Origin of the sequence: Streptomyces sp. NPDC005931 (assembly GCF_042871235.1) — a bacterium.
Classification (GTDB): Bacteria; Actinomycetota; Actinomycetes; order Streptomycetales; family Streptomycetaceae; genus Streptomyces.
The window spans coordinates 107,408-130,956 of sequence record NZ_JBIAIG010000006.1 but is presented as its reverse complement, the minus strand read 5'-3'; the positions used below and the strand labels follow the sequence as shown (position 1 = coordinate 130,956).

Here is a 23,549-nt window from a genome sequence, read left to right as displayed (position 1 = left end):
GTCGCACCGGGTCCGCGCGGCGCCCCGGACCGAGGGTCCGGGGCGCCGGTCCGCGGCAGCCGCTTCCCTGGTGTGCCGCGGCGTCGGTGACGGCACCAGAGTGGCACGGGCGGGTGGTGTGGCGCAGGAAACCGGGCTGTCGCGGGCCGTGCGCGGGGGCGCTCACCGCGGGCCGGGGACGCCGTGCGGGACCGGCCGGGGCACTGGTCCAACGGATTTGCGCTGTGCCATCATCCTGGCGGGTGCCTGCCGGGAGTGAGCCGTGATCGTCGTCGGCTCCCTCCCGCACACGGGAGGGAAACGACGGACGTGACCGCGCAGTGGCCGGACGACGGCGGTACGCCTCAGGGGCGGGACGGCTCGCCGTCCGTGCCGGACGATGTCTGGCAGCTTTTCCTCGGGGACACCGAGCACGCCATCCGGGCCTCCGCGCCCAGGGAACCCTCCGCGCACCAGCGGGCCCGGGGTGCGCTGCCGCAGGCGCCGCGCACGGGCGGCGGCGACCGCGACGACCGCGCGGAGCGGGACCACGCCGTCGACGCGGTCGGTGACCTGTGGCGCCCGGACGACCCGTGGGAGGGCCCGTCCTGGCGCGAGCTCGACGCCCGTGCCCGGCTGCGGCGGGTCGGCCGCGTGGCCGGCACGGCCGCCGCGATCGCCCTGGCCCTCGGCGCCTGGTCCCAGTTGTCGACCGGCGCGGGGACGCGTGACGAGGGGCCCGCCGGCACCGTTCTCCAGCAGTCGGAGGAGGCACCGGCCGAGTTGCCCACGGCCACGTCCGTCCCCTCCGGCCCCGCCTCCCCCGAACCGTCCGCGTCCGAAGTGCGGGCGGGCTGAGGGCCCTTCGGCCGGGACCGGCCGCACGGTCCGTGCCCGCGCAATGAGCCCGGCCGCAGGGGTTCTGTCCGGGTCGGCCGCGAGCGCGGGGCGACCCGGGGTCGTCCGCCCACGGGGTCCCCGTCAGCCTCCGAGCGCCGACAGGACGACGCCCTTGGCCTCCTCCTGCACCCGGCGCAGGTGGTCGGGGCCCTGGAAGGACTCGGCGTAGATCTTGTAGACGTCCTCGGTGCCGGAGGGCCGGGCGGCGAACCAGGCGCTGGCCGTGGTCACCTTGATGCCGCCGATGGGCGCGCCGTTGCCCGGGGCCTCGGTGAGCACCCCGGTGACCGGCTCCCCCGCGAGGGTGTCGGCGGTGACCTGAGCGGGCGAGAGCTTCGCGAGGCGGGCCTTCTCCTCCCGGGTGGCCGGGGCGTCGATCCGCTCGTAGGCGGGCTCGCCGAAGCGGGAGGTGAGCGTGGCGTAGTGCTCCGAAGGCGTCCTTCCGGTGACCGCGGTGATCTCGGAGGCGAGCAGCGCCAAAATGATGCCGTCCTTGTCGGTGGTCCACACCGAGCCGTCCCGGCGCAGGAAGGAGGCCCCGGCCGACTCCTCACCGCCGAAGCCGAGCGAACCGTCGACCAGGCCGTCCACGAACCACTTGAAGCCGACCGGCACCTCGACCAGTGCGCGGTCGAGGTCGGCGGCGACCCGGTCGATCATCGCGGAGGACACCAGCGTCTTGCCGACGCCCGCCGCGGCGGGCCACTGCTCGCGGTGGGCGTAGAGGTAGCCGATCGCGGTGGCGAGGTAGTGGTTTGGATTCATCAGGCCGGCGTCCGGGGTGACGATGCCGTGTCGGTCGGCGTCGGCGTCGTTGCCGGTGGCGATGTCGAAGCGGTCGCGCTGCCCGATCAGGGAGGCCATGGCGTGGGGCGAGGAGCAGTCCATGCGGATCCTGCCGTCCCAGTCCAGGGTCATGAACCGCCAGGTGGGGTCGGTGAGCGGGTTGACCACGGTGAGGTCGAGGCGGTGCTCTTCGGCGATCCTGCCCCAGTAGGCGACGGAGGCGCCGCCCAGCGGGTCGGCGCCGATGCGCACGCCGGCCGCGCGGATCGCGTCCAGGTCCAGCACGCTCGGCAGGTCGGCGACGTACGTGCCGAGGAAGTCGTGGCGGCCGGTGCCGGGGGCGGCGAGGGCGCGGGCGTACGGGATGCGGCGTACGTCCTTCAGGCCGGCCCGGATGATGTCGTTGGCCCGGTCCTGGATCCAGGTGGTCGCCTCGGAGCCGGCGGGGCCGCCGCTCGGCGGGTTGTACTTGAACCCCCCGTCCGCGGGTGGGTTGTGGGAGGGGGTCACCACGACGCCGTCCGCCAGACCGGTGGCGCGGCCCCGGTTGTGGGTGAGGATGGCGTGCGAGACCGCCGGGGTGGGGGTGTAGCCGTCGGCGGCGTCGATCAGCACGGTGACGCCGTTGGCCGCGAACACCTCCAGGGCGGTGACCCGGGCGGGCTCGGACAGGGCATGGGTGTCGGCGCCGAGGAAGAGCGGGCCGTCGGTGCCCTGCTCGGCGCGGTACTCGCAGATCGCCTGGCTGGTGGCGGCGATGTGGTCGTCGTTGAAGGCGCCCACCAGGGACGAGCCGCGGTGTCCCGACGTCCCGAACGCGACGCGCTGTGCGGCATCCTCCGGGTCCGGTCGCACCGCGTAGTACGCCGTGACCAGCCGGGCGACGTCGACGAGGTCTTCGGGGCCGGCCGGACCGCCCGCTCGCTCGTGCTGCATGTGCCCACTCCTCCGCATGGGTTGAATCTTCGCCTGCGGAGACATCTTTCCTCTTCGGGACGGCACCGCGCGAGTGGGGTCCCGGCCGGTGCTCGCGCAGCGGCCGCGGTCACCGGCCCGGGTCACGGCCGACGCGGTGCGCCGGGTACGGGAAGGGCCGCGGCCCTGAGCCGGGCGGCCGGGCCCCGGTCAGGGGCGACGCGACGCGAAACGCGCGCGGGACCGGCCCGGGGCGGCCCGGTCCGGTCCCACGGGTCAGATGCGGCCGCCGGTGATCCGGGTGAGGGGGCCGTGGGTGCGGCGTTCCGCGCGGCGGCCGACCGCGTAGGAGGCGGCGCTCAGGACGGTGAGGCCCGCGGCGGCGCCCGCGGCGACCAGCTTGCGGTTGACGATGACCGTCCAGGCCGTCTTGGCGCCGGCGGCGACCTGACCGGACGTGGCGACGACCGCGCGGCGGCCCGCCTCGACGCCCTTGGCCGCGGTCTGCACGGCTCCTCCGGCCGCCGCGGCCGCGCGCCCGGCCCCGGAGCCGACCGCTGACGTGGCATCATCCGCCTTGGCGGCGGCGCTCGTCGCGGCCTGCCCGGCGGGAGCGGTCGCCTTGTCCGCGGCCTGCCGCGCCTTCGCGGCCGTGGACCGCGCGGATGCGTTCTTCTGCTGCGTGGTCTTGTTCTGTTCGCTCATGGACACCGCCTTGCCCCGGCCCGCCGGGGCAAACACGGTGCGCGCCCCCGAGCTACCCGGCCCGCGCCGGGATCCGCTCCAGCACGCCGCCCGCGAACACGTCGTACAGCGGCAGGGTTTCGAGGTGGACGTAGCCGATGTGGCAGTCGCAGACGGCCAGCGGGCAGGGGCGGGGGCGCAGGGCCCGGCGGTACGTGCCGTCGTAGAGGTTGCCGAGTTCGGTGCGGACGAAGTGGCAGCGGCGGACCGTGCCGTCGCCGTCGACGGAGATCACGGACTCGCCGGTGCGGCACGGCAGCCCGGCGCTCGCGTGGGGTCGGCGGCTGTACGGGAAGAGCGGGTCCAGTTCGGTCCAGACGGCGGCCTCGGCGTCGTCGTACGCGTGGCCCTCGGCGGCGTTGATCCACAGGTACACGTGTCCGGGCAGTTCGGCGCGCAGCCGCCGGGCCGGTTCGAGGTGTGCGGGCATCCCGACGATGCCTACGCTGAACCGGACGCCCAGGCGGACCAGTTCACGGGCCTTGGCCAGGAAGCGCTCGTAGGGCGTCTGTCCGGGGTGGTAGGTGCACCACAGGGCCAGGGTGTCGAGGTCGGCGCCGGCCAGCCAGTCGGTGCGGCAGCTGAGGTTGGTCTGGATGGCCACCCGCCGGATGTGGGGCCGGTGGGACAGCCGGGTCAGGGTGTGCCGGTACCAGGAGCGCACCAGCCCCTCGCCCCAGGGGGTGAAGAGCAGGGAGAGCCGGTCGTCCTCCTGGGCCGTGGCCCAGTCGGCGAACCGCTCCAGGCAGGAGCGGTCGGCGCTCAGCTGCTCCCTGCTGTCGCGGCGCTTGGCGAAGGGGCAGTAGGGGCAGTCGTAGTCGCACGAGGCCAGCGGGCCCCGGTAGAGGAGGGTCAGGTCCATCGGGGCGGGCTCACTTCCGCTCGTAGGCGGCCATCGCGGCCCGTACGGCCGGGGAGAACAGTTCCGGTCCGACGGCGTCGGAGTGGGCCAGGCCCTCCGGGGTCAGGCGCAGCCGCGCCGCGTCCGGGCCGCAGTCCTCGAGCCAGCCGCGGTCGGCGAACCGGGACAGCTCCGCCGAGAAGTCGTCCGCGGGGGTGCGTCCGGCGAAGCGGGCGCGGTAGTCGGCGACGTCGAGTCCCTCGGCCTGGAGCAGGGACTGGAGCAGATGGCGGCGGCGGGCCTCTTCGGTGTCGATGCGGCGGCCGTACTCGGCGTGCGCGAAGTCGGCGGCCGGGCGGGAGACGTAGTCGTCGATGATGCCGCGGATCTCGTGCATGCCGACGGCGTAGTCGAAGGAGTAGTGCACGGCGGCGGTGTAGGAGCGGGCGCCGCAGCCGAGGCCGATCATGCCGTCGGTCTGGCAGGCGTAGTCGTCCGCGCCCTGGGGCGGGGCATCGGCGCGGCGGAACATGCGCATGGACTGCTGCTCGTACCCGTGGGCGAGGAGGTGGTTCCGGCCCAGGCGGTACAGGTCGAGCCGCTGCTCGTCCCAGGCCGGGTCGTGCTCGCCGGCGCGGCGGCCGAGGCCGGTCAGGGGGCGTACGTAGAGCGGGTAGAGGTAGAGCTCCTCGGGGTGCCAGGCCAGGGCCGCGTCCAGCGAGCGCAGCCAGCTGCGGTCCGTCTGGCCGTCGATGCCGTAGATGAGGTCGATGTTGAGCACGGGGATACGGGCGTCGCGGACCCGGCCGAGCGCGGCCTCGACGTCTGCGCGGCGCTGCGGGCGTACGGCCGCGCGGGCCTCGGTGTCGTCGAAGCTCTGCACGCCGAGGCTCAGGCGGGTGGTGCCGCGTGCGGCCAGGACCTGAAGGCGGTCGGCGGTGGCCGTCGCGGGCGAGGCCTCCACCGAGAGCGGCACCGCGCGCAGATCGGCGCCCATGCGGTGCTCGGCGATGTCGCACAGTCGTTCCAGTTCGGCGGCGGTGAGGAAGGTGGGGGTGCCGCCGCCGAAGGCCGCGGTGGCGAACCGCACCGGTTCCCGCTCCCCCAGCGCCCGGCGTACGGCCGTGGCCTGCCGCTCCAGGGCGTCGAGGTAGGCGCCGGTCAGGCCGTCCGGGGCGCCGACGCGGGTGAACAGGTTGCAGAAGCCGCAGCGCACTTCGCAGAACGGGATGTGCAGGTAGAGGGAGAGGGCGTCCTTGGGCTCGGCGGCCCACAGGGTGCTCAGCCGGGGGCGGTCGGTGAGTCTGCGGTAGGCGGTCTTGTGCGGGTAGGCGTAGACGTAGCTCTGGTACGGGCTCGCCGGGCGCGCCCCGTCGGAGCGGCGCCGCGGGCCGGTGACGGTGGTCATCGGGCGGCCTCGGCGGGGGCGGGGTCCAGGAAGAAGTGGGCGTAGGGCACGGTCCAGACGGACTCGTGGCCGATGCGGTGGCCGGTGTAGCCGTCGTCGCCGTAGGCGGTGCCGTGGTCCGAGCAGACGATGGCGAGGCAGCGGCGCCGTGCGCGGGCGGCGGCGAACAGACGGCCGATGTGCCGGTCGACGTACTCCAGGGCGGCGGCGTGCGTGGCGAGCGTGTCACCGTCCTCGCGGGTGGCGCCTGGCAGGTGGAACCAGTTGGGCTGGTGCAGGGCGGCGACGTTGACGAAGAGGAACAGGCGTTGTTCCCGGGGGAGTTCGCGTACGACCTGTTCGGCGCGGGTCACCTGTGCCTCGAAGGAGGTGGGTGAGGCGACACCGAACTCCGGCTCCCAGTGGGACTCCTGGAACAGGCCGGGCAGCACCGAGCCGAGCGGGGCCTGCTTGTTGAAGAAGCCGACCCCCCCTATGCACACGGTGCGGTAGCCCGCCGCCGCGAGGCCGGAGACCAGGTCCGGGGTGTCGTGGACGAAGGTGTGCTCGGCGGTGGTCTCGCTGCCGGCGAAGCGGGCCGCGAACAGCCGCGGGTGCGGGCCGGGCGCGGCGGGTGTGGGCAGGAAGCCGGCGAAGATCGCCTGGTGCGAGGCGTAGGTGAAGCTGCCCGGCGCGTGGCGCTTCTCCCACCGTCCGCCGGGCAGATGGCGGGCGAGGTGGGGGATGCGGCCGGCGGCGGCGAGTTCGGCGGCGACGTCGTGGCGCAGGGTGTCGAGGGTGACGAGCAGGATGTCGTGGGTGCCGACGACCTCGTTCATGTCGAGCGGGGCCGACGTGCCGGTGCCCGGCGGATCCGCCCGGCGCGGGGCGGCACTCCCGTGCGGGTCGTCGTGGGGCGCGAGCGCGGGGCTCGGTTCAGGCGCTGGCATGGGTGGTTCCCGTTCTGTGCTGGGCTTTCCGGTGGGGCTTCCGGCGCTGGTGTGGTGCGCCGGGGGTGGTGCCGCGCAGCACCGCCGCGACCTGCGCCGCGTAGGTGTCGAGGCCCTCCGCGCCGCTGCCGGGCAGCCCGGTGAGGCGGGGCAGCAGATCGCCGAAGGCATTGACCTCGCCGACGGCGAACCGGCGCCAGCCGACGGCCGGGAGCAGGTCGACGCCGACGCACAGGGTGCGCGGGAAGCAGGCCGCCGCGCGCTCGCACACGGCGAGGACGTCGGCCCAGCGGCCACCGGCCGACTCCACGGCGTCCCGGACCGCACCGAGGTCGCCGCGGCTGCCGCCGAGGTGGAGGTTGGTGAGCGGGGAGGTGCTGGTGCGCACCACCGCATGGGTGGCGCGGCCGGCCACGACGACGACCCTCAGGTCGGCGACGCGGCCGTGCTGGGACGCCTTGGGCAGCCAGCGCTCCAGGTGCAGACTGTCGGGGGCCAGCGCGTCCACGACGGCGGCGATGTCCCGCTCGGTTTCGTAGCGGCGTACCGAGAGGGAATTGAACAGCCGTCCGTCCGGTGCGAGTTCGACCGACGTGGTGGCTCTGACGCGGCCGCTGCCGGACGCCTCGACGGCGAGCACGCCGGATGCCGAGGAGCCGTGCGCCGGCTTGACGAAGAGCCGCGGCATGCGGTGCTCCCGCATCAGGGCGCGTACGTCGTCCCAGCCGGTCACCTCCGCGGCACCGGGGCCGGAGGTGGGCGACCGGGGAACGGGCACGTCGGCGGCGGCGAGGGCGGCGTGACAGCGCCGCTTGTCGAACAGGACGGCCAGGTCGCCGATGTCGTCGAGGCGGACGCCGCCGCGCAGGCCGCGTACCGCGGTCAGGAACCGCGTGTACCAGCCGGCCGAGCCCTCCACCCGGGTGGGGTCGTGCACGCCGCGCAGGATCCGGTCCACCTCCGGGTTCTCACCGGGCGAGTCGAGCCGGACCACCTCGTCGGGGGCGAAGCCGGCTCCGCCGTCCCGCAGGACCCGCTCCCAGGGCACGACCCGCGGCGCGGCCAGGCCCGCGGCGCGCACGGCGTCGGCGAAGAGCGCGACCCGGCGGTTGCCGGGGTTGCCCACGACGGCGAAACGCGGGCCCGTGCCGGGCCCGGGGACAGCGGGTCCGGGAACACCGGCGGCGGGTGCGGAAACACCGGCGGCAGGTGCGGACGTGCCCGTCATCGGCGGGTCCCCCGCCCGGCGTCGCGGGTCATTCGCCGACCGCGACATACCGCTGCTCCGGACGATGGCCGCGGCGGCGCGCGGGGGTGAGGGTGAGGCTCACTCCGTGCGGCTCCAGTGCCTCACGCAGGCGGTCGGTCATCTCCTCGCTCATGAAGTGGTGCCCGAGGTCGAGCGACCGCAGATGGGTGAGCGGCTGGCCCGTCAGCAGGGCGGCGCCCCCCTCGTCGCTCAGGACGCCCATGCTCAGGTCGAGGGACTCCAGCCCCGCGACCACGGGCGCGGCGGACACCACCGCGGCGATGTCGTCCTGGATGTCGCTGTTGCGCAGGCCCAGGTGGCGCAGTTCCGGGCACGTCCCCAGTGAGGCCACGAGGGTGCGGACATCGGCAGCGGTGCAGTCGCCGCCGTACCAGGCGGTGCCCAGCCACAGCTCCAGCCGACGCAGGGCGGGGAGGTCGCAGGCGGCAAGGGCGCGCACCGGTGCGGGCGGCAGGCCGCCGGACTCGATGCGCAGCGTGCGCAGCTCCGTGTGCCGCAGCGGCTCGAGGACCAGGTCCTCGGCGCCGCGCAGACCGAGCTCGCGCAGGCCGGGCCAGACCCGCAGCACCCGGCCCGCGTCACCCTGCCTGATCCACGAGATCTCCGTCTCCTCGGACTCGACGTCCGCGAGGAAGAGGGCCCGGAGCCGGGGGAGACGGTGTGCCTCGGCGGTGAGCAGGTCGAGGACGGGGTTGATGCCGTGCTCGTCCCACTCCTCCCACCAGGCGCCGACGACCAGGGCGGTGACCTCCTCGGTGCGCACGTCGGACAGGAAACGGCTCCACACCTGCTCGAACGGGACCTCCCATTCGGCGGTGAGCCTCCAGGCGACCGAGGCGGGCGCGGGCAACTGCGGAGCGGGGCCGTCCCCGGGGGCGTGGAAGTCGTGCACCGGGAGGTCGTGGAAGCGCGTCAGGTGCGACGGGTAGTACCTCATGTGCTACTCCCCCACTGACACGTAGCGCTGGACGGTGCCGTCCTCGTCCTCGTCCGACTCGGCGTCGTCCGGGTCGAGGTCGACCTCGACGCCCGCCGGTTCGAGGGTCTCGCGTATGCGCTGCTGCATCGGCTCGCTGATGTAGTGGTGGTGCAGGTCCAGGGACTTGAGGTGGGTGAGCGGCTGCCCGGCGAGCAGGGCGGCCGCGCCCTCGTCGCCGAGGGTGCCCATGGACAGGTCCAGCGCCTCCAGGCGGGCGACGACCGGCGCGGACGCCACGGCCGCCGCGACCTCGTCCTGGATCTCGCTGTTGCGCAGCGCCAGGTGGCGCAGGCGCGGCAGCCGGGCACCGGACAGGATCGGCTCCAGGTCGGCGGCCTCGCTGTCGGCGCCGTACCACGATGTGCCCAGCCACAGGTCGAGACGCTCCAGGGCGGGCAGTTCGCTGGCGCCGATGCCGCGGACGACTCCCACCGGAAGGCCGCCGGTCTCCACCGTCAGGCTGCGCAGCACGTCGTGGCGCAGGGCGGGGAACTCCAGGCCCTGGCCGCCGCGCACACCGAACTCCTCGAGGGCGGGGAAGCCGGCGAGCAGCGGTGTGACGTCCGTCTGGTTGATCCAGGAGATCTCGCACTCCTCGAACACCATGTCCCCGAGGAACAGTGCCCGGAGGGCCGGCAGCCGGTCGCGGGCCGCGAGCAGCGCCTCGACGACGGCGGAGGGGTCGCGGTCGTACGCCTCCTGCCAGGCGCCGACGATCAGGGCGCGGACCCGCGTGGTGTCGACGGCGGAGCGGAAGCGGGCGAAGGCCGCCTGCCACTCCTCGTCGGCGTCGTAGACGTCGCTCGTGATCCGCCAGGCCACGGCGTCGGCCGCGGGCAGTTCCGTGGTCACGTCGGGCCCGGGGAAGGTGAAGGCGGGCAGGCCGTACAGCTTCTCGAGGTGGCCACCGATGGTCATACGGGCTGCTCCTGACGTGCGACGGGGAGGTGGACGGGGCACGGACCGGACCGCCGCGAGGGCGTGGTGCGGGCCGGCCGGCGATCCGTGCAGCAGTTCTACCAACAGCCACCGACAGCCCTCCGCGGCGGGGCGGGTGACGGTCCGTTGTCAGTGGGGGCTCGTACTGTCCCGGCATGGCTTCGGCGCAGGGTGCGCCGAGGAGGAGGGGAGAGCCGTGTACCGGCAGGGAGACGTTCTGATCGTGCCCGTCGCGCAGGAGGCCGTGCCCGCGCACGTCCCGGACGCGCCCAAGGAGCCGCGGGACGCGCGGGGGCGGCTGGTGCTGGCGCTGGGGGAGGTCACCGGGCACGCGCACGCGGTGGTCGGCCGGGGCGAGCTCGTCCGCGAGCCCGGGCCGTACGGTCCGCTGCTGCTGCATCTGCCGGAGGGCGGACGGGTCGTCCACGAGGAGCACGCGCCGATCGCGCTGCCGAAGGGCTGGTACCGGGTGATACGTCAACGGGAGTACGTCCCCGGTTCCGTCCGGCTGGTGGCCGACTGAGGTCGGGGCGGGCCGGGAGGAGAGACGGACGAAGCACGGACAGGGGGACTTCGACGATGACGAGCACGCATCAGGAGACGACGGCGCTCACCACCAGCGGCGACGGCGACGGCGAGGCGGACGCGGGCGGCACGGACGGGCTGCGGCGGTGGCGCGAGTGGTCCCTGGCCGCGGTACCCGCCGACCGCGCGGCTGCCGAGGCGGGCATACGGCTGGCCTACCGGCGCGCCGGGCTGCCGGAGCCGGAGCGGGTGGTCTGGGCCGGGTCGCCGCGCGAGGGCGTGACGCTGGTGCGGCAGGGCACGGACTTCGGGCCGAGCGTGCGCGACGCGGTGCGCACCGCGCCATGGGCGGCCGAACGACGCCGTAGACACGCGGAGTTGGGGGCAGCGGGCTGGTCCCGGCACTGGTCGGCGACCGGTGGGGCGCTGTGGGACTCGACGCAGGCCCTGGTCGACCGCATCCGTGACGGTGTGCTGGACGACCTCGCCGGCGACGACCCGGCGGCCCGCACCGAGGTGCGGCTGATCCTGCTGGACGCGCTGCTGGGGCAGCACGACGCACCGTGGCTCGCGGCACTGGGCACCGACGGGTCGCCGCTGGACGGTCTGGCCCGGGTGTGCGCAGGCGCCGGCTGGTGGTGGCCGTTCGAGAAGGTGGCCGTGGTGTGCGAACGCCCGGTGGCCCTGCACCGGGACGAGGCGGGCCGGCTCGATCACGGCGAGGGTCCCGCCCTCGCCTTCCCCGACGGCTTCGCCCTGTGCGCCTGGCGCGGGATGCCGGTGCCGCACGCCTTCCTGGACGAACTGCGCACGCTCACCCCGGAGCGCATCCGGGCCGAGGAGAACGCCGAGCTGCGCCGGGTGATGCTCGAGTACTACGGCTACGACCGCTACCTGTCCGAGTCCGGGGCGCGGCCCGTCCACCGGGACGCGACCGGCATCCTGTGGCGCATCGACCTCGACGGCGACGAGCCGGTCGTCATGGTGGAGGTCGTCAACTCCACACCGGAGCCGGACGGCACCCACCGCACGTACTGGCTGCGCGTGCCACCCGCGACCGCGACGGCCCGGGAGGGTGTGGCCTGGACGTTCGGGTTGGGGACGGAGGTGTACGTGCCGCTCGCGGAGACCTGAGGGGCCACCGGGCGGGCCCCACCGGGCCGCCCGGACCCGGCGTGCGGTCGTCCGTCCGGCGGAGCCGCGGCCGATGCGCGCCGCGGGGCCGCATCCGGCACGGCTGAGTCGGCCTGTCGCGGGTAGCCGGTGTACGGCAAGGACAACGCGGACACCGCGGAAAGGAGCCCCCATGCCGACCATGATGGAACGCATCAAGCAGTTCGCCAGGAGCCCGCAGGGACGGCGCACCACCGAGCAGGTGCGGCGGGCCGCGGCCGACCCCCGGCGCCGCGCCCAGGCCCAGCGCCTGCTGGGCAGGTTCCGCGGCGGTCACCGCTGATCACCCCCATCGCTCCCCTGCCGCGCGGCCCGGCGTCCGGACACGACCGGGCCGCGCGGCCATGACCGGGAAGGACACCATGGACGGAACGTCGGTGCGCGCCGTGGGCTGGGCGCGCTCCCTGCCGCTGAACAGCGAGGTGAAGGCGGCCCGGGACTGGGCGCGTGCGCATCTCGACGCGCTGGGCTGGACCGCCACCGCCCCCGAGACCGCGGACGCGGTGCTGCTCACTGTCTCGGAGCTGGTCACCAACGCGCACAGGCACGCCCACAGCAACGCCCAGCTGATCATGACCTGGGACCAGCGCTGCCTGCACATCTCCGTGCACGACACCTCCTCCGCCCTCCCGGCCCCGCGCGAACCGGACTCCGAGAGCGTCGGCGGACGGGGCATGCTCCTCGTCGACGCCCTGGCCGACCGGTGGGAGATCCGCCCCTGTCCCCACGGCAAGTCGGTCACCGCCTGCTTCCGGGGGCCGGAGACGGAGGCGAGGCGGCACTGAGCGGCCCCCGTGCGGGTGGGGCCGTCGGCCCGGCATACGATCGGCCGACCCCGACCCCGACCCCCACCCCGAGCCCGACAGGAGCTGCCGCCCGGTGACCACCGTCCTCCCGCCGCCCCGCACCGCCGACGGACTGCTGCGCCCGCGCCGTCTGGGCCGTGCCGAGGACGGCGAACGGCTGCACGCGCTCCTGTGGGCCCCGGGTCCGGGCTGGCGGATGATCAGCAGCGCCGTCCTGGGCGGAGGCATCGGCGAGCGGGCCTGGGTGCTCAACGCCCAGGTGGCGCACGGCTACCGGCGCACCGACCCGGACCGGCACCTGGCCGCCCTCGCCGCCACGGCGGGCGCGCGGGGGCCGGGAGTGGGGCTGATGACGGCCGCGGACGTCCGCGCGTACGCCCATGCCGGGGACGGCGGCGCGGAGGCCCTGGTCACCTCGGGCGTCGACGTGCGCGGTTGGGCCGCCTCCCCCGCCGGGGGCGCGGACGGCCCGCCGGCGCCCGGCACGATCAACATCGTCGCCGCGGTGCCCGTGGCGCTGGCCGACGCCGCGCTGGTGAACGCGGTGGCGACCGTGACCGAGGCGAAGGTCCAGGCGCTCCTGGACGCCGGCTACGACTGCTCCGGGACCCCCACCGACGCCGTGTGCGTCGCCGCCCGCGTCGCGGGCGCGGGCGAACGCGCGCACGCCTTCGCCGGTCCCAGGTCGTTGTGGGGCGCCCGGCTGGCCAGGGCGGTCCACACCGCCGTGACGACCGCCACGCCGGCCCCCTGACCTGCCGTCCCGTCCGCCGCACCCGCCGGACGCCGGTCGCGGTCCCCGGGGCGGGTTGCTTCGTGGGGACGAATAGGGGACGGTTGCCCGGGTACATCAGTTTTTCCCGGCAGAAGGGTGGCAGGTGCGCCACGGCGCGCCCTACGGTTGTGTTTTCTTCCCACGGCTCAGCTGCCGGCCCCCGCCCCAGCGCCGCCCCCGGCACGAGCACGCCGTGGGGTGACTCTCCCCACCCCGTGCTGGTCCTTGGGCCGGGCGGTGCCGTCGTCGACGCCAATCCAGCCGCCCGGCTGCTGCTGCGCGGCCGTGGGGGCCCTTCGTCGCCGGGTGCCGTCCCGCGGTGGCTGGCCGAGGCGCACCGGCGCGTCGTGGCCGGAGACCGCTCTCCGGCCGTCACGCCGACGGGCAGGATCGGTGACCGTCACGTCGAGGCCCGGCCCACCGTGCCCCCGGGCGGGGACGTGGTGTGGTGGCTGGTCGACGTCACCGACCGGGTCGAGGCGGAGGCAGGGCTGCGCCGGGCCCGGGAACGGGCCGAGACCCTTGCCGCGGTGTCCAGCACGCTCCTGTCGTCGCTGAACGTGCCCCGCTGCATCGAGGTGGCCACCCGCCTCGCGGCCGAGCACCTCGCGGAGGCCGCCGTGCTCGTGGCCCCTCCCACGGGCCGGCACTACCCTGTGGCGCACGCCCGGCGCGGCCGGCCCGTCGTCCGGGAGACGCGGCGGATCGACCCCCGCGACGTCCCCGGACTGGCCGAGGCCCTGCGGGGCTTCCCGCCGGTGCCCGCGCGCTGGATCAACCCGGGCGACCTCCCGGACTGGGTGATCCCGGAAGGCTTCGCCGGGCCGGTCGGCTCCGTGATCGTCACCCCGCTTCCGGGCCACGGCGTGCCGGCGGGCGCCCTGATCCTGCTCCGGTCCGGCACCGCGCAGGTCTTCACCCCGGACGAGGAGGACTTCGCCCGGTTCTTCGCCGCCCGCGCGGGGGCCGCACTGTCGGCGGCGCGCCTGTACAGCGAGCAGGCCGCGATCACCGCCACGCTGATGCGCGACCTGCTGCCTCCGGAACTGGCGAGCGTGCACGGGGTCGAGTACGCGGGCCGCTACCGCCCTGCCCAGGACCATGAGCGGGTCGGCGGGGACTTCTACGACGTGCACCCCGGATCCGGCCCCACCGAGGAGACGCTGGTCGTGCTGGGCGACGTGGCGGGCAAGGGGCTGGAGGCGGCGGTGCTCACCGGCAAGATCCGCAACACCCTCCAGGCACTGCTACCGCTGGCCGCGGACCACGCGCACGTCCTCAACCTCCTCAACGGTGCGCTGCTCAGCTCCCACCAGAACCGCTTCGTCACCCTGGTGCTGGCTTCCGTCCTGTGGGAGGACGAGCGCGTGCGGCTGCGCCTGACCAGCGCGGGTCACCTGCCGCCGCTCGTCGTGCGCGCCGACGGCACGGTCGAGGAGGTGCCCACGCACGGCACCCTGGTCGGTGCGCTGCCCTCGGTGACCGTGCACACGGCCGAGGTGGTGCTCGCTCCCGGCGAGACCTGCCTGCTGTACACCGACGGCATCACCGAGGCACGCGGCGGGCCACTGGGCGACGAACTTTTCGGCGAACACCGCCTCCGTCAGGCGCTGAGGGAGTGCGGTGGCCTGCCCGGCGACGCGGTCGTCGAACGAGTGCAGATGCTCGCCGCCCAGTGGCTCGGCTCCGACCGGCACGACGACATGGCCACGGTCGCAATCGGCGCGCCCAGGCCCGGCCCGTCCGCGCGCCGGCGGCGCGTGGACGCCGTTCCGGGGAACGTGGACGCCGTTCCTGGGAACGTGGACGCCGTTTTGGGGAACGCGGAATCCGATTCGGGGAACGCGGAATCCGATCCGGGGAGCGCCGGATGACCCGGGACCTCCTCCCCGTGACCGTCCTGCGCGACCGGCTGTGGCAGGCGGTGATCGCAAGCGACGAGTACGGCGCCGTCGACGTCGTCAGGACCGGCCTCGAGGCCGGGTGGGACGAGGAGAGCCTGCTGCTCGGCGTCGTCGCCGCGGTGCAGAAGAAGGTCGGCGCCGAGTGGGCCGCCGCGCGGATCAGTGTCGCGCAGGAGCACGCCGCCACCGCGATCAACGAGCGGGTGATCGCCGCCCTGGCCCACCGCCCGGACGCGGCCGGGTCCGGGGCCGCCTGCCGCGGTCGGGTGACGGTGACCTGTGTCGACGGCGACTGGCACGCCTTCCCCGCCCGGCTGGTCGCCGAGGTGCTGCGGCTGCGGGGCTGGCGGGTCGACTACCTGGGCGCCCAGACCCCCACCGCGCACCTGATCGCCCATCAGCACCACACCGACTCGGACGCCGTCCTGCTGTCCGTGTCGATCCCCACCCATCTGCCCGCCGCGCACGCGGCGATCACCGCCTGTCAGGCCATCGGTGTGCCCGTCCTGGCCGGAGGCCGCGCCTTCGGCCGGGACGGCCGCTTCGCGCGTGCCCTGGGCGCGGACCGGTGGGCGGCGGACGCCCGGGGCGCCGCGGCCGCGCTGGAGGCGGGCCTGCCGAGGCCGGCCCCGACGGGGGGCCGCCAGGCGCTCGACGACCTGCCCCACCTGGCCGACCAGGAGTACACGGCGGTCGTCCGGTCCCGCGGTCGGCTGGTGCGGCAGGTGCTGCGCGAGCTGGAGGACCGCTTCCCGGCCGTGCGCGACTACGACGAGGCGCAACGGGAGCGCACCGCGGAGGACGTCTCCCACATCGTCGACTTCCTGACCACCGCCCTGTACGTGGACGCCTCCGAGGTGTTCACGGAGTTCTTGACCTGGACGGCAGACATTCTCGAGGCCCGCGGCGTCCCGCCCCGGTCCCTGACCGCCGGACTCGGCATCCTGGCCGGGCAACTGCACGACTTCCCCCGTGCCCTCGGTATCGTCGCCGAGGGCACGGCCGTGCTGTCCTCCCGCCCCGCACCCGGCGCTGCCGCCCTCAGGTGACCGAGGCCGCCCTCCCCCACCGTGCCGCGGCGCGCAGCACCGCGGCGCGTCCTCGGCCGGGGACGGTCCACAGGGTCTGGCCCCGCACTCCCCAGCGTTCCAGCAGGGCGTTGGCGGCCAGGAACCCGGTCGTCGCCGCGCGCTCCATCAGCGCCACGGGCAGGTCGGTGCGCACCAGGTCGCCGGCCAGCACCAGTCCCGGGTGCGGTGTGCGCACGGTCGGCCGATCGGCGTGACCCCCCACGGCGAACAGGGGGCAGTCGGACCGCCACACGTGCCGGGCGTCGACGACCGTGGCCGTGCGCGTCTCGGGGTAGACGCGGTGCAACTGGCCGACGAGGCGCCGCTGCTCGGCGTCGCGGGACGCCTCCGCGGGCACCGCGTAGGCGTGGAGTTCGACGACGGAGCCGCCGGTGCGCGCCGCCCACCGGGCCGCCTCGTCCTCGTAGCGTTCCAGCACGCTGATGTTGTCGAGGGTGCCGTAGCCGCCGGTGCCGAGGAACGCGGGCCGGTCGGGGGCGACCGGCCGGTCCAGCCACAGGCGGCTGACGAGGAACGGCGGCGCGGTGCGCAGCCGGGCGACGCGGTCCCGCCACGGGGCGTCGCCGAGTTGCTGGGAGCGGGCGACGAGGCCGCGCAGTCCTCCTGTGTCGAGGGCGAGGACGACGGTGTCGTGACGCCGCTCCCCCTCGGCGGTGGCGACGGTGTGCCCGCCGTCCGCGGTGGGCGCCACGTGCTCGACGGGGGTGGAGGTGCGGATCTCGGCCCCGTGCCCGGCCAGGTAGGCGGCGAGCGGTTCCCACAGGGCAGCCGGGAAGGGCGCGCGGGGCACGTCGAACAGCAGGCCCTCGGAGGAACCCAGGAAGTAGATGTGGAACATCAGCGCCATCTCGGCTGCCGACAGGTGCCGCGGGTCGGCGAAGAAGCTGCGGGAGAACACCTCGAACGCCAGGTGCCGCGCGCCCGGCGGGAAGCGGACGGCGTCGAGGAAGTCGTGGGCGCTGACGTGGTCGAGCGTCGCGTAGACCCCGGGGACGCGGACGTCGAGCAGGGGCAGGGCGGCGGCCGGGTTCATGCCGCGCAGGTCGCGCAGGCCGAAGGAGGGACTGAGGGCGACGAAGCCGAGCGCGCTCCAGGGCGGGGTGCGCGGGACGCGCCGGAAGCTGTCACGCTGTCCGTCGGCGTGGTGCAGCGGGTAGTCGGGCAGGGCGGTCAGCCGTTCCAGGCCGGGATCGGTGCGGCGCAGCAGTCCCCGGAGGTTGTAGTACTGCCGGAAGAAGGCGTGGAAGCCGCGGCTCATCGTCGCCGCGGTGCCGTCGCCGAGACCGATCGGCCATCCTCCGGCCCGGCCGCCGAGGAAGGGTTCGGACTCGTACAGCGTCACCGCCGCTCCACGTTCGGCGAGGGCTGTCGCGGCTGCCAGTCCGGCGATACCGCCCCCGACGACGGCGGTGGTGGGGCGGGCGCCTTCGATGCGCGGGGCGCCGGGAGGGGGCGGCAGCAGCCGGGCCCGGCGGTCCCGGCCACGGCGGGCGGGGGTCATCGCGCGGCCTCCGCCGCCGGGCGGCGGGCGACGAACGTGTGGGTGATGCCGGTCTGCCACCCGGGCATCGGCAGCACGCGGACGTGCTCGTAGCCGGCGGCGCGCAGCCGCTCCGCGAAGCGGCCGGCGGTGTCGAACCGGACGACGCTGCGCCCCAGGTGGCGGTACAGCTCGCCGTCGCCGAGCACGGTGGCCACGGGCTGGACGAGGCCCCGGCACACCAGCGTCCACACGGCACGGTCCACCGGGCGCCCGCCGAGGGTGTACTCGTGCACGGCGAGCCGTCCGCCCGGGGCCAGCGCGCCGCGCACCTCGGCGAGCACGGCGTCGGGGTCGGACACGTTGCGCAGGAGGTAGGCGGCGAACACCGCGTCGAACGGGCCGCGTACCCCGGCCTCCGCCAGGCCCTCGGCCCGGGCGCGGGCGAAGGTCACGCCGGGCGGCCAGGACTTGGCGGCGGCCCGCTCCAGCATGCCCGCGGAGGCGTCCACCGCGGTGATCCGCGCACCGGGCAGTGCCGCGGCGAGCGCGGCCGTCGAGGCGCCGGTGCCGCAGCCCAGGTCCAGCACGCGCAGCCCCTCGCCCCGCCGGGGCAGGCCGAGCCGGCGCACCGAGCGGCGCAGTTGCGCGTGGTAGCCGGGGTTGGCGGCGACCAGGGCGTCGTAACGGCGGGCGGCGTGGTCGAAGGCGGCGGCGAGTTCCTCGTCGCGCAGCAGGGTCATGCGGGCTCCCGGGGCCGAAGGGGCGGGCGGTGGCGGGTCAGGGCGTGTCGAACGGGCGGCGCGGCAGGCCGGGCAGTTCCAGGGCCGAGCGGAGCATGGGTCCGACGGGGGTGCGCAGACCGATGGCGAGGTCCTGGTGCAGCCGGGTGCGACCGTCGAGGAAGAGCAGCAGGCGCCGCATGGGCACGCGGGCGAACAGCCGGGAGAACAGCTCGGGGCCGTCCGCCCGGCCGCTGTCCAGGGCACGCAGCAGGACCGCGTCCATGGCCCGGGAGCGGGCCGGGTGGGCGGGTGGGGGCACCGGCCGCCGGCCCCGGCGCAGGGCGGCGGCGACGGCCCGGGTCTGCCGCTGCAGTCCGGCGAAGGTGTAGCCGGTCGACGGGCGGGTGGCGCCGCCCGCGGCACCGATGCGGAAGACGGACGCGCCGGTGCGACGGGGCATCGGGGCGTCGGTCATCGGGATGACGCCCGTCTCGGTGGACCGCACCTCGAGTTCACCGAGACGGAGCACCTCCTCGGCGTAATGCCGCACGGCCGCCCGGTAGGCGTCCGCCGACAGGGGGTGGGGGGAGAACTCGGTGTACTCCACCAGCGCCTCGTGGCGGCCCACGGGCAGGACGTAGCCGAACGACAGGCCCCGGTCGGGCTGCGGGGTGCGGAAGTCCATCAGGTCGGCGGTGGTGGGGTCGAAGACCGGGCGTTCGGTGCGGACGTACCAGCCGTGGAAGTGCTGCAGCAGTGTGGTGCGGGCGGCCGGGAGGCTGCCGGGCGGGCGTGAGTCGAAGACCCAGCGGGCGCGCAGGACGCGGGGCCGGCCGTCGGTGCCCCGCAGGTGCACGTGGGCTCCGCCGGGCACGTCCTCCACGGTCTCCACGGTCGCCTCCAGGCGCCGTACGGCAGGGCGTTCGGCCAGGTCGCGGGAGACGAGGTACTCGAAGTCGTCGGAGCGGATCATCTTGTAGCGCAGGGGTGTGATGTCGTCCTCGACCGGCCCACCCGCGGGCGGGCGCACCCGCAGACGCCGCCAGGTCGCCGACACGGCGGCGTCGTAGCGGCCCTGGCCGGACTCCCAGAAGCACCAGGTGCGCCGCGGCGGACGCAGCGGGCCGGGCGGGGCGCCCACGAGCACGACCGAGGGGGTCCGGGCTCCCGGCAGGGCCTCCGACAGCCGGTGGGCCAGGGACAGCCCGGCGGCTCCGGCCCCCACGACGGCGACCTCCGTCTCCAGCACGGCCACTGCCTCCTCCCGGTTTTCGGCACCCGCGTACCTCGCCAGCATTCCTGCCTGTGTGCCCCGTGGAATGCGGGTCACTCGGACGTGTGACGGGCGCGCGTCGGTGAGGCGGCGCGGCGTGGGAGGGAAAACATGCGGCAGTCCGTTCTCGGCCGTGGCGCCGTGCGCGCGTGCGGCACGCGGACGGCGAGCGGCGTCGGAACGGTCCGCCGGCACGACGGGAGAGGAACGGGATGCGCCGAACAGGGACGCGGGAGCGGGACACGCGGGAGCGGGGGGACCGGGGGCGCCCGCCCGGCCCCGGTGCGCGGGGACGGCCCGGCGCGGCGGAGGGCGCGGCCGGTGCCGGCACGCCGGGTGCCGCCCGGTGACCCGGACCGTGCCGGGGCGCACCGATCATGTCGTGGTCGTGGGGGCCGGGCTGGCCGGGCTGTCGGCCGCGCTGCACCTGCTGGGCGCCGGGCGCCGGGTCACCGTGGTCGAGCGGGACGCCCTGCCGGGCGGCCGGGCCGGGCGGATGGACCTCGGCGGCTACCGCGTCGACACCGGGCCCACCGTGCTGACCATGCCCGATCTCGCCGACGAGGCCTTCGCAGCGGTCGGCGGGAGTCTGCGCGAGCGCGTGGACCTGGTGCCGCTGCACCCGGCCTACCGGGCCTGTTTCGCCGACGGGAGCACGCTCGACGTGCACACCGACGCGGAGGCGATGGCGGCGGAGGTGGAGCGGTTCGCCGGTGCCGGCGAGGCCGCGGGCTACCGGCGGCTGCGCGACTGGCTGGAGCGGCTGCACCGCGTCCAGATGCGCCGCTTCATCGACGCCAACTTCGACTCCCCCCTGGGGCTGCTGAACACCGATCTCGCGCGGCTCGCGGCGCTCGGCGGGTTCGGGCGGCTGGACGGGCGGATCGGGCGGTTCCTGCGGGACGAGCGGCTGCGCCGGGTCTTCTCCTTCCAGTCCCTGTACGCGGGCGTCCCGCCGGCCCGGGCCCTGGCCGCCTACGCCGTCATCGCCTACATGGACACCGTGGCCGGCGTCTACTTCCCCCGGGGCGGGATGCACGCGCTGCCGCGGGCCATGGCGGACGCCGCCACCGACGCGGGGGCCGACCTGCGGTTCGGGCAGGAGGTGATCCGACTGGAACGCTCCGGCGGCCGGATCGGTGCCGTCGTCACCGACCGGGACCGCATCCCCTGCGACGCCGTGGTCCTCACCCCCGACCTGCCGGCCGCCTACGCACTGCTCGGCCGACCGCCGCGGCGCCCCGTGCGGCTGCGGCACGCACCGTCCGCGGTAGTACTGCACCTGGGCACGGACCGGACGTGGCCGCACCTGGCGCACCACACCCTCTCCTTCGGCGCCGCCTGGCACTCCACCTTCGAGGAGCTCACGCGCAGCGGACGGCTGATGAGCGATCCGTCGCTGCTCGTCACCCGGCCCACCGCCACCGACCCGGGACTGGCCCCCGCGGGCCGCCATCTGCACTACGTCCTCGCGCCGTGCCCCAACACCGACATCGGGCCCGGCGCCGCCGACTGGAGCGAGCTCGGCCCGCGCTACCGGTCCGCGCTGCTGCGGGAGCTGGAGCGGCGCGGGCTCGAGGGCATCGAGTCCGCCGTCGAACGGGAGTGCCTGGTCACACCGGCCTCCTGGCACGCGCAGGGGATGGCCGCCGGTACGCCCTTCTCGGCGGCGCACACCTTCGCGCAGACGGGGCCCTTCCGCCCGCGGAACCTGGTCCGCGGCACCGAGAACGCCGTCCTCGCCGGCTGCGGCACCACCCCCGGCGTCGGTGTGCCGACGGTGCTGCTGTCCGGGAAGCTGGCGGCGGCACGGATCACCGGCGGTCCGGGGCGGCCCCGCACCGTGGGCCGGGGGCGGCCGCGGACCGTCGGCCGGGGGCAGGAGGCGGCAGCATGACGAACCGTGAGCTCGACGCGGCGGGCGTCACCGACCCGGAACTGCGCGCGGCCTACCGCCGCTGCCGACGGCTCAATGCCCGGCACGGCAGGACCTACTTCCTCGCCACGCGGCTCCTGCCCGTCGACCGCCGGCCGGCGGTGCACGCCCTGTACGGCTTCGCCCGCTGGGCCGACGACATCGTCGACGCGCTCGGCCCGGGGGCGGACACCGGGCGCCGTGACGCCCGGCTGTCCGCGCTGCAGCGGGAACTGGACCGGGGTCTGCGGGACGGGAACAGCGGTGAGCCGGTGGTGCGGGCCCTCGCCGACACCGCCCGCCGGTACGCCATCGACCCCGGGCACTTCACCGACTTCATGGCCGCCATGCGCGCCGACCTGGTGGTCACCGACTACGCCGACTACGCGAGCCTGCGCGGCTACATGCACGGCTCGGCGGCCGTGATCGGGCTGCAGATGCTGCCGGTGCTGGGCACGGTCGTCCCCCGCGAGGAGGCAGCGCCGTGCGCCGCCGCGCTCGGGGTGGCGTTCCAGCAGACCAACTTCCTGCGGGACGTGGGCGAGGACCTCGACCGGGGCCGCGTGTACCTGCCCGCGGACCTGCTCGCCGCCCACGGGGCCGACCGGCACCTGCTGCGGTGGAGCCGGGACACGGGCCGCCACGACGCCCGGGTCACCGCCGCGCTCGAGGAGTTCGCGGCGATGACCCGGCGGGTCTACGGGGAGGCGGCGCCCGGTCTGCGGATGCTCGATCCGCGCTCCCGTCCCTGCATCCGCACGGCGTTCGTGCTCTACGGCGGGATTCTCGACGCCGTCGCCCGGGAGGGCTACCCGGTACTGCACCGCCGGGTGGCCGTCCCCGGCGGACGCCGGGCGGTGGTCGCCGCCGACGGGCTCGCCCGGGTCGTCACGGCCCGGCTGCGCGCCCGCGGGGGCGGCCTGCCCGGCGTCGTTCCCGCGGGCGCCGCGCCGGGCTGGCGGTGCCCCGCCGTCCACGAGGAGGTCGCGTGAACAACGGCATCCCCGGCAGGCGCCGCCGTCTGCCGCTGTCCCTGCGCCGGCGCCCGGTCCCCTGGGAGCGTCAGCGCCCCACCTGGCGGGAGGCCCGCCCCGCCGTGATCGCCGGGGCACTGAAGCGGGCGCTGGCGCGCCCCTCCGGCAACTGGTACGTCGTCGGGGCGAGCCGGGACCTCCGGCCGGACCGGCCGCTCGCCCGGACGGTGGCGGGACAGGAGGTGGTCGTCTGGCGCGGTGCCGACGGCCGTCCGGTCGCCGGCCCGGGGATCTGCCCGCACCTGGGGGCACCGCTGCGGGAAAGCCCGGTGCGGTGCGGCACGCTCGTGTGCCACTGGCACGGACTCGCCCTCACCGGTGCCGCCTTCGCGGGCTGGGAGCCGTTCCCGGCGCACGACGACGGGGTGCTGGTGTGGGTCCGGCTGGACGCGGTGGGTGGTGAGGTCGCGCTGGACGCGCCGGTCGTGCCGCGCCGGCCCGCCGCGGCTCGCGCGCTGTCCGCCGTGTACGTCGGCGTGGGGACCTGTGAGCCCGAGGACGTGGTGGCCAATCGGCTGGATCCCTGGCACGGGGCGTGGTTCCACCCGTACTCGTTCGTCGACCTCACCGTCACCGGCTCGCCCGACGGGCCGGAACCGGCCGCGGACGCCTTCACCGTGGACGTGTCCTTCAAGGTGGCGGGGCGGCTGGTGGTGCCGGTGCGGGCGGAGTTCACCGCGCCCGAGCCGCGCACGGTCGTCATGCGGATCACCGGGGGCGAAGGGGCGGGGTCGGTGGTCGAGACGCACGCCACCCCGTTGGGACCGGACGGCCTCGGGCGTCCGCGCACGGCGGTGGTCGAGGCGGTGGTGGCCGCCTCGGACCGCCCCGGCTTCGCCGTCGCCCGCACCGCCGCCCCCTTGCTGCGTCCGCTCGTCCGCGCCGCGGCGGCCCGCCTGTGGCACGACGACCTCGCCTACGCGGAACGCCGCTGGCACCTGCGGTCGACGGGCCGTTTCCCCGGCTGAGGACGCGGTTCCCGCGCCGCGGCGCCCGGGTCCTCCGGCGCCCGGCGGGGCCGACCCGGGCGGCCGGGGCGCGGGACCCTCGGTCGACCCGGCGGGCCGAACCGGGGACGGGCCACTTTCCGTGCCCTCAGAGGCGGCCGCCCGGACCGAGGGGAGTTCCACTCCCGGGACGGTCAGTTCTTCCAGGGTG

The 23,549-nt window shown here is 75.7% G+C and carries 22 protein-coding genes; 11 read left to right on the top strand and 11 right to left on the bottom strand.

What is annotated here, in order from left to right; genetic code table 11:
* Positions 1 to 309: 309 nt before the first annotated feature.
* On the top strand, positions 310 to 837 hold the full coding sequence (locus ACFYOV_RS16625) for a hypothetical protein (protein WP_389088176.1): 528 nt from the start codon (positions 310 to 312) through the stop codon (positions 835 to 837).
* Between the two features lie 123 nt (positions 838 to 960).
* Here ACFYOV_RS16625 and pgm read toward each other — a convergent pair whose 3' ends face one another.
* From pgm to ACFYOV_RS16585, 8 genes are all read right to left on the bottom strand, one after another.
* Positions 961 to 2,601, bottom strand: coding sequence for a phosphoglucomutase (alpha-D-glucose-1,6-bisphosphate-dependent) (gene pgm / locus ACFYOV_RS16620; RefSeq protein WP_389088173.1), 1,641 nt, complete (start codon positions 2,599 to 2,601; stop codon positions 961 to 963).
* A gap of 255 nt (positions 2,602 to 2,856) precedes the next feature.
* Positions 2,857 to 3,285, bottom strand: coding sequence for a hypothetical protein (locus tag ACFYOV_RS16615; RefSeq protein ID WP_389088171.1), 429 nt, complete (start codon positions 3,283 to 3,285; stop codon positions 2,857 to 2,859).
* A gap of 52 nt (positions 3,286 to 3,337) precedes the next feature.
* Positions 3,338 to 4,186 (bottom strand): STM4011 family radical SAM protein, encoded by an 849-nt coding sequence (locus ACFYOV_RS16610; RefSeq protein WP_389088168.1) that lies wholly within the window; start codon positions 4,184 to 4,186, stop codon positions 3,338 to 3,340.
* 10 nt (positions 4,187 to 4,196) lie between these two features.
* Positions 4,197 to 5,573, bottom strand: coding sequence for an STM4012 family radical SAM protein (locus ACFYOV_RS16605; RefSeq protein WP_389088166.1), 1,377 nt, complete (start codon positions 5,571 to 5,573; stop codon positions 4,197 to 4,199).
* On the bottom strand, positions 5,570 to 6,391 hold the full coding sequence (locus ACFYOV_RS16600; RefSeq protein ID WP_389088737.1) for an STM4013/SEN3800 family hydrolase: 822 nt from the start codon (positions 6,389 to 6,391) through the stop codon (positions 5,570 to 5,572). The genes ACFYOV_RS16605 and ACFYOV_RS16600 overlap by 4 nt, the downstream gene beginning before the upstream one ends.
* A 97-nt stretch (positions 6,392 to 6,488) precedes the next feature.
* Positions 6,489 to 7,730, bottom strand: a complete 1,242-nt coding sequence (locus ACFYOV_RS16595; protein WP_389088163.1) for an STM4014 family protein — start codon at positions 7,728 to 7,730, stop codon at positions 6,489 to 6,491.
* Positions 7,731 to 7,758: 28 nt separating this feature from the next.
* Positions 7,759 to 8,709, bottom strand: a complete 951-nt coding sequence (locus tag ACFYOV_RS16590) for an STM4015 family protein (RefSeq protein ID WP_389088161.1) — start codon at positions 8,707 to 8,709, stop codon at positions 7,759 to 7,761.
* A gap of 3 nt (positions 8,710 to 8,712) precedes the next feature.
* Positions 8,713 to 9,669, bottom strand: coding sequence for an STM4015 family protein (locus ACFYOV_RS16585; RefSeq protein ID WP_389088158.1), 957 nt, complete (start codon positions 9,667 to 9,669; stop codon positions 8,713 to 8,715).
* A gap of 217 nt (positions 9,670 to 9,886) precedes the next feature.
* Here ACFYOV_RS16585 and ACFYOV_RS16580 point away from each other — a divergent pair, with 217 nt between their 5' ends.
* The 7 genes from ACFYOV_RS16580 (at position 9,887) to ACFYOV_RS16550 (ending at position 15,922) form a co-directional block, all read left to right on the top strand.
* Positions 9,887 to 10,213 (top strand): hypothetical protein, encoded by a 327-nt coding sequence (locus tag ACFYOV_RS16580; RefSeq protein ID WP_389088156.1) that lies wholly within the window; start codon positions 9,887 to 9,889, stop codon positions 10,211 to 10,213.
* Positions 10,214 to 10,269: 56 nt separating this feature from the next.
* Positions 10,270 to 11,349: a DUF6745 domain-containing protein gene (locus ACFYOV_RS16575; RefSeq protein ID WP_389088154.1), complete on the top strand. Its 1,080-nt coding sequence runs from the start codon at positions 10,270 to 10,272 to the stop codon at positions 11,347 to 11,349.
* A 172-nt stretch (positions 11,350 to 11,521) separates the two neighbouring features.
* Complete coding sequence (locus ACFYOV_RS16570; RefSeq protein ID WP_389088151.1) at positions 11,522 to 11,671, top strand: hypothetical protein; 150 nt, start codon at positions 11,522 to 11,524, stop codon at positions 11,669 to 11,671.
* A 79-nt stretch (positions 11,672 to 11,750) separates the two neighbouring features.
* Complete coding sequence (locus tag ACFYOV_RS16565; RefSeq protein WP_389088148.1) at positions 11,751 to 12,173, top strand: ATP-binding protein; 423 nt, start codon at positions 11,751 to 11,753, stop codon at positions 12,171 to 12,173.
* 94 nt (positions 12,174 to 12,267) lie between these two features.
* Complete coding sequence (locus tag ACFYOV_RS16560; protein WP_389088146.1) at positions 12,268 to 12,948, top strand: adenosylcobinamide amidohydrolase; 681 nt, start codon at positions 12,268 to 12,270, stop codon at positions 12,946 to 12,948.
* Between the two features lie 149 nt (positions 12,949 to 13,097).
* Entirely contained in the window at positions 13,098 to 14,843 is a 1,746-nt protein-coding gene (locus tag ACFYOV_RS16555) for a SpoIIE family protein phosphatase (RefSeq protein ID WP_389088143.1), read from the top strand.
* Positions 14,840 to 15,922, top strand: a complete 1,083-nt coding sequence (locus ACFYOV_RS16550) for a B12-binding domain-containing protein (protein ID WP_389088141.1) — start codon at positions 14,840 to 14,842, stop codon at positions 15,920 to 15,922. Before ACFYOV_RS16555 ends, ACFYOV_RS16550 begins: the two co-directional genes overlap by 4 nt.
* Here the strand turns inward: ACFYOV_RS16550 and ACFYOV_RS16545 are convergent.
* From ACFYOV_RS16545 to ACFYOV_RS16535, 3 genes are read right to left on the bottom strand one after another with little or no spacing between them, the layout of a single operon-like run.
* Complete coding sequence (locus tag ACFYOV_RS16545; RefSeq protein ID WP_389088138.1) at positions 15,915 to 17,465, bottom strand: FAD-dependent oxidoreductase; 1,551 nt, start codon at positions 17,463 to 17,465, stop codon at positions 15,915 to 15,917. The two genes, ACFYOV_RS16550 and ACFYOV_RS16545, sit on opposite strands and share 8 nt — an antisense overlap.
* Complete coding sequence (locus ACFYOV_RS16540) at positions 17,462 to 18,187, bottom strand: class I SAM-dependent methyltransferase (RefSeq protein ID WP_389088136.1); 726 nt, start codon at positions 18,185 to 18,187, stop codon at positions 17,462 to 17,464. Before ACFYOV_RS16540 ends, ACFYOV_RS16545 begins: the two co-directional genes overlap by 4 nt.
* A gap of 37 nt (positions 18,188 to 18,224) precedes the next feature.
* A complete protein-coding gene (locus ACFYOV_RS16535) occupies positions 18,225 to 19,466 on the bottom strand; it encodes a lycopene cyclase family protein (RefSeq protein ID WP_389088133.1) in 1,242 nt (413 codons plus the stop codon).
* 322 nt (positions 19,467 to 19,788) lie between these two features.
* On the opposite strand from ACFYOV_RS16535, the gene crtI reads away from it, so the two are divergent.
* From crtI to ACFYOV_RS16520, 3 genes are read left to right on the top strand one after another with little or no spacing between them, the layout of a single operon-like run.
* Complete coding sequence (gene crtI, locus ACFYOV_RS16530; RefSeq protein WP_389088131.1) at positions 19,789 to 21,339, top strand: phytoene desaturase family protein; 1,551 nt, start codon at positions 19,789 to 19,791, stop codon at positions 21,337 to 21,339.
* On the top strand, positions 21,336 to 22,349 hold the full coding sequence (locus ACFYOV_RS16525) for a phytoene/squalene synthase family protein (RefSeq protein ID WP_389088128.1): 1,014 nt from the start codon (positions 21,336 to 21,338) through the stop codon (positions 22,347 to 22,349). Before crtI ends, ACFYOV_RS16525 begins: the two co-directional genes overlap by 4 nt.
* On the top strand, positions 22,346 to 23,359 hold the full coding sequence (locus ACFYOV_RS16520) for a DUF5914 domain-containing protein (RefSeq protein WP_389088126.1): 1,014 nt from the start codon (positions 22,346 to 22,348) through the stop codon (positions 23,357 to 23,359). The genes ACFYOV_RS16525 and ACFYOV_RS16520 overlap by 4 nt, the downstream gene beginning before the upstream one ends.
* Positions 23,360 to 23,549: the final 190 nt, after the last annotated feature.

Excerpts from the sequence above, each read along its gene's own strand:
- ACFYOV_RS16605 (WP_389088166.1), bottom strand. The coding sequence starts at position 5,573 with ATGACCACCGTCACCGGCCCGCGGCGCCGCTCCGACGGGGCGCGCCCG.
- ACFYOV_RS16610 (WP_389088168.1), bottom strand. The coding sequence starts at position 4,186 with ATGGACCTGACCCTCCTCTACCGGGGCCCGCTGGCCTCGTGCGACTAC.
- ACFYOV_RS16535 (WP_389088133.1), bottom strand. The coding sequence starts at position 19,466 with ATGCTGGCGAGGTACGCGGGTGCCGAAAACCGGGAGGAGGCAGTGGCC.
- ACFYOV_RS16575 (WP_389088154.1), top strand. The coding sequence starts at position 10,270 with ATGACGAGCACGCATCAGGAGACGACGGCGCTCACCACCAGCGGCGAC.
- ACFYOV_RS16600 (WP_389088737.1), bottom strand. The coding sequence starts at position 6,391 with ATGAACGAGGTCGTCGGCACCCACGACATCCTGCTCGTCACCCTCGAC.
- ACFYOV_RS16540 (WP_389088136.1), bottom strand. The coding sequence starts at position 18,187 with ATGACCCTGCTGCGCGACGAGGAACTCGCCGCCGCCTTCGACCACGCC.
- ACFYOV_RS16615 (WP_389088171.1), bottom strand. The coding sequence starts at position 3,285 with ATGAGCGAACAGAACAAGACCACGCAGCAGAAGAACGCATCCGCGCGG.
- ACFYOV_RS16545 (WP_389088138.1), bottom strand. The coding sequence starts at position 17,465 with ATGACCCCCGCCCGCCGTGGCCGGGACCGCCGGGCCCGGCTGCTGCCG.
- ACFYOV_RS16595 (WP_389088163.1), bottom strand. The coding sequence starts at position 7,730 with ATGACGGGCACGTCCGCACCTGCCGCCGGTGTTTCCGCACCCGCCGCC.
- ACFYOV_RS16585 (WP_389088158.1), bottom strand. The coding sequence starts at position 9,669 with ATGACCATCGGTGGCCACCTCGAGAAGCTGTACGGCCTGCCCGCCTTC.
- pgm (WP_389088173.1), bottom strand. The coding sequence starts at position 2,601 with ATGCAGCACGAGCGAGCGGGCGGTCCGGCCGGCCCCGAAGACCTCGTC.
- ACFYOV_RS16590 (WP_389088161.1), bottom strand. The coding sequence starts at position 8,709 with ATGAGGTACTACCCGTCGCACCTGACGCGCTTCCACGACCTCCCGGTG.
- ACFYOV_RS16550 (WP_389088141.1), top strand. The coding sequence starts at position 14,840 with ATGACCCGGGACCTCCTCCCCGTGACCGTCCTGCGCGACCGGCTGTGG.
- ACFYOV_RS16525 (WP_389088128.1), top strand. The coding sequence starts at position 21,336 with ATGACGAACCGTGAGCTCGACGCGGCGGGCGTCACCGACCCGGAACTG.
- ACFYOV_RS16570 (WP_389088151.1), top strand. The coding sequence starts at position 11,522 with ATGCCGACCATGATGGAACGCATCAAGCAGTTCGCCAGGAGCCCGCAG.
- ACFYOV_RS16565 (WP_389088148.1), top strand. The coding sequence starts at position 11,751 with ATGGACGGAACGTCGGTGCGCGCCGTGGGCTGGGCGCGCTCCCTGCCG.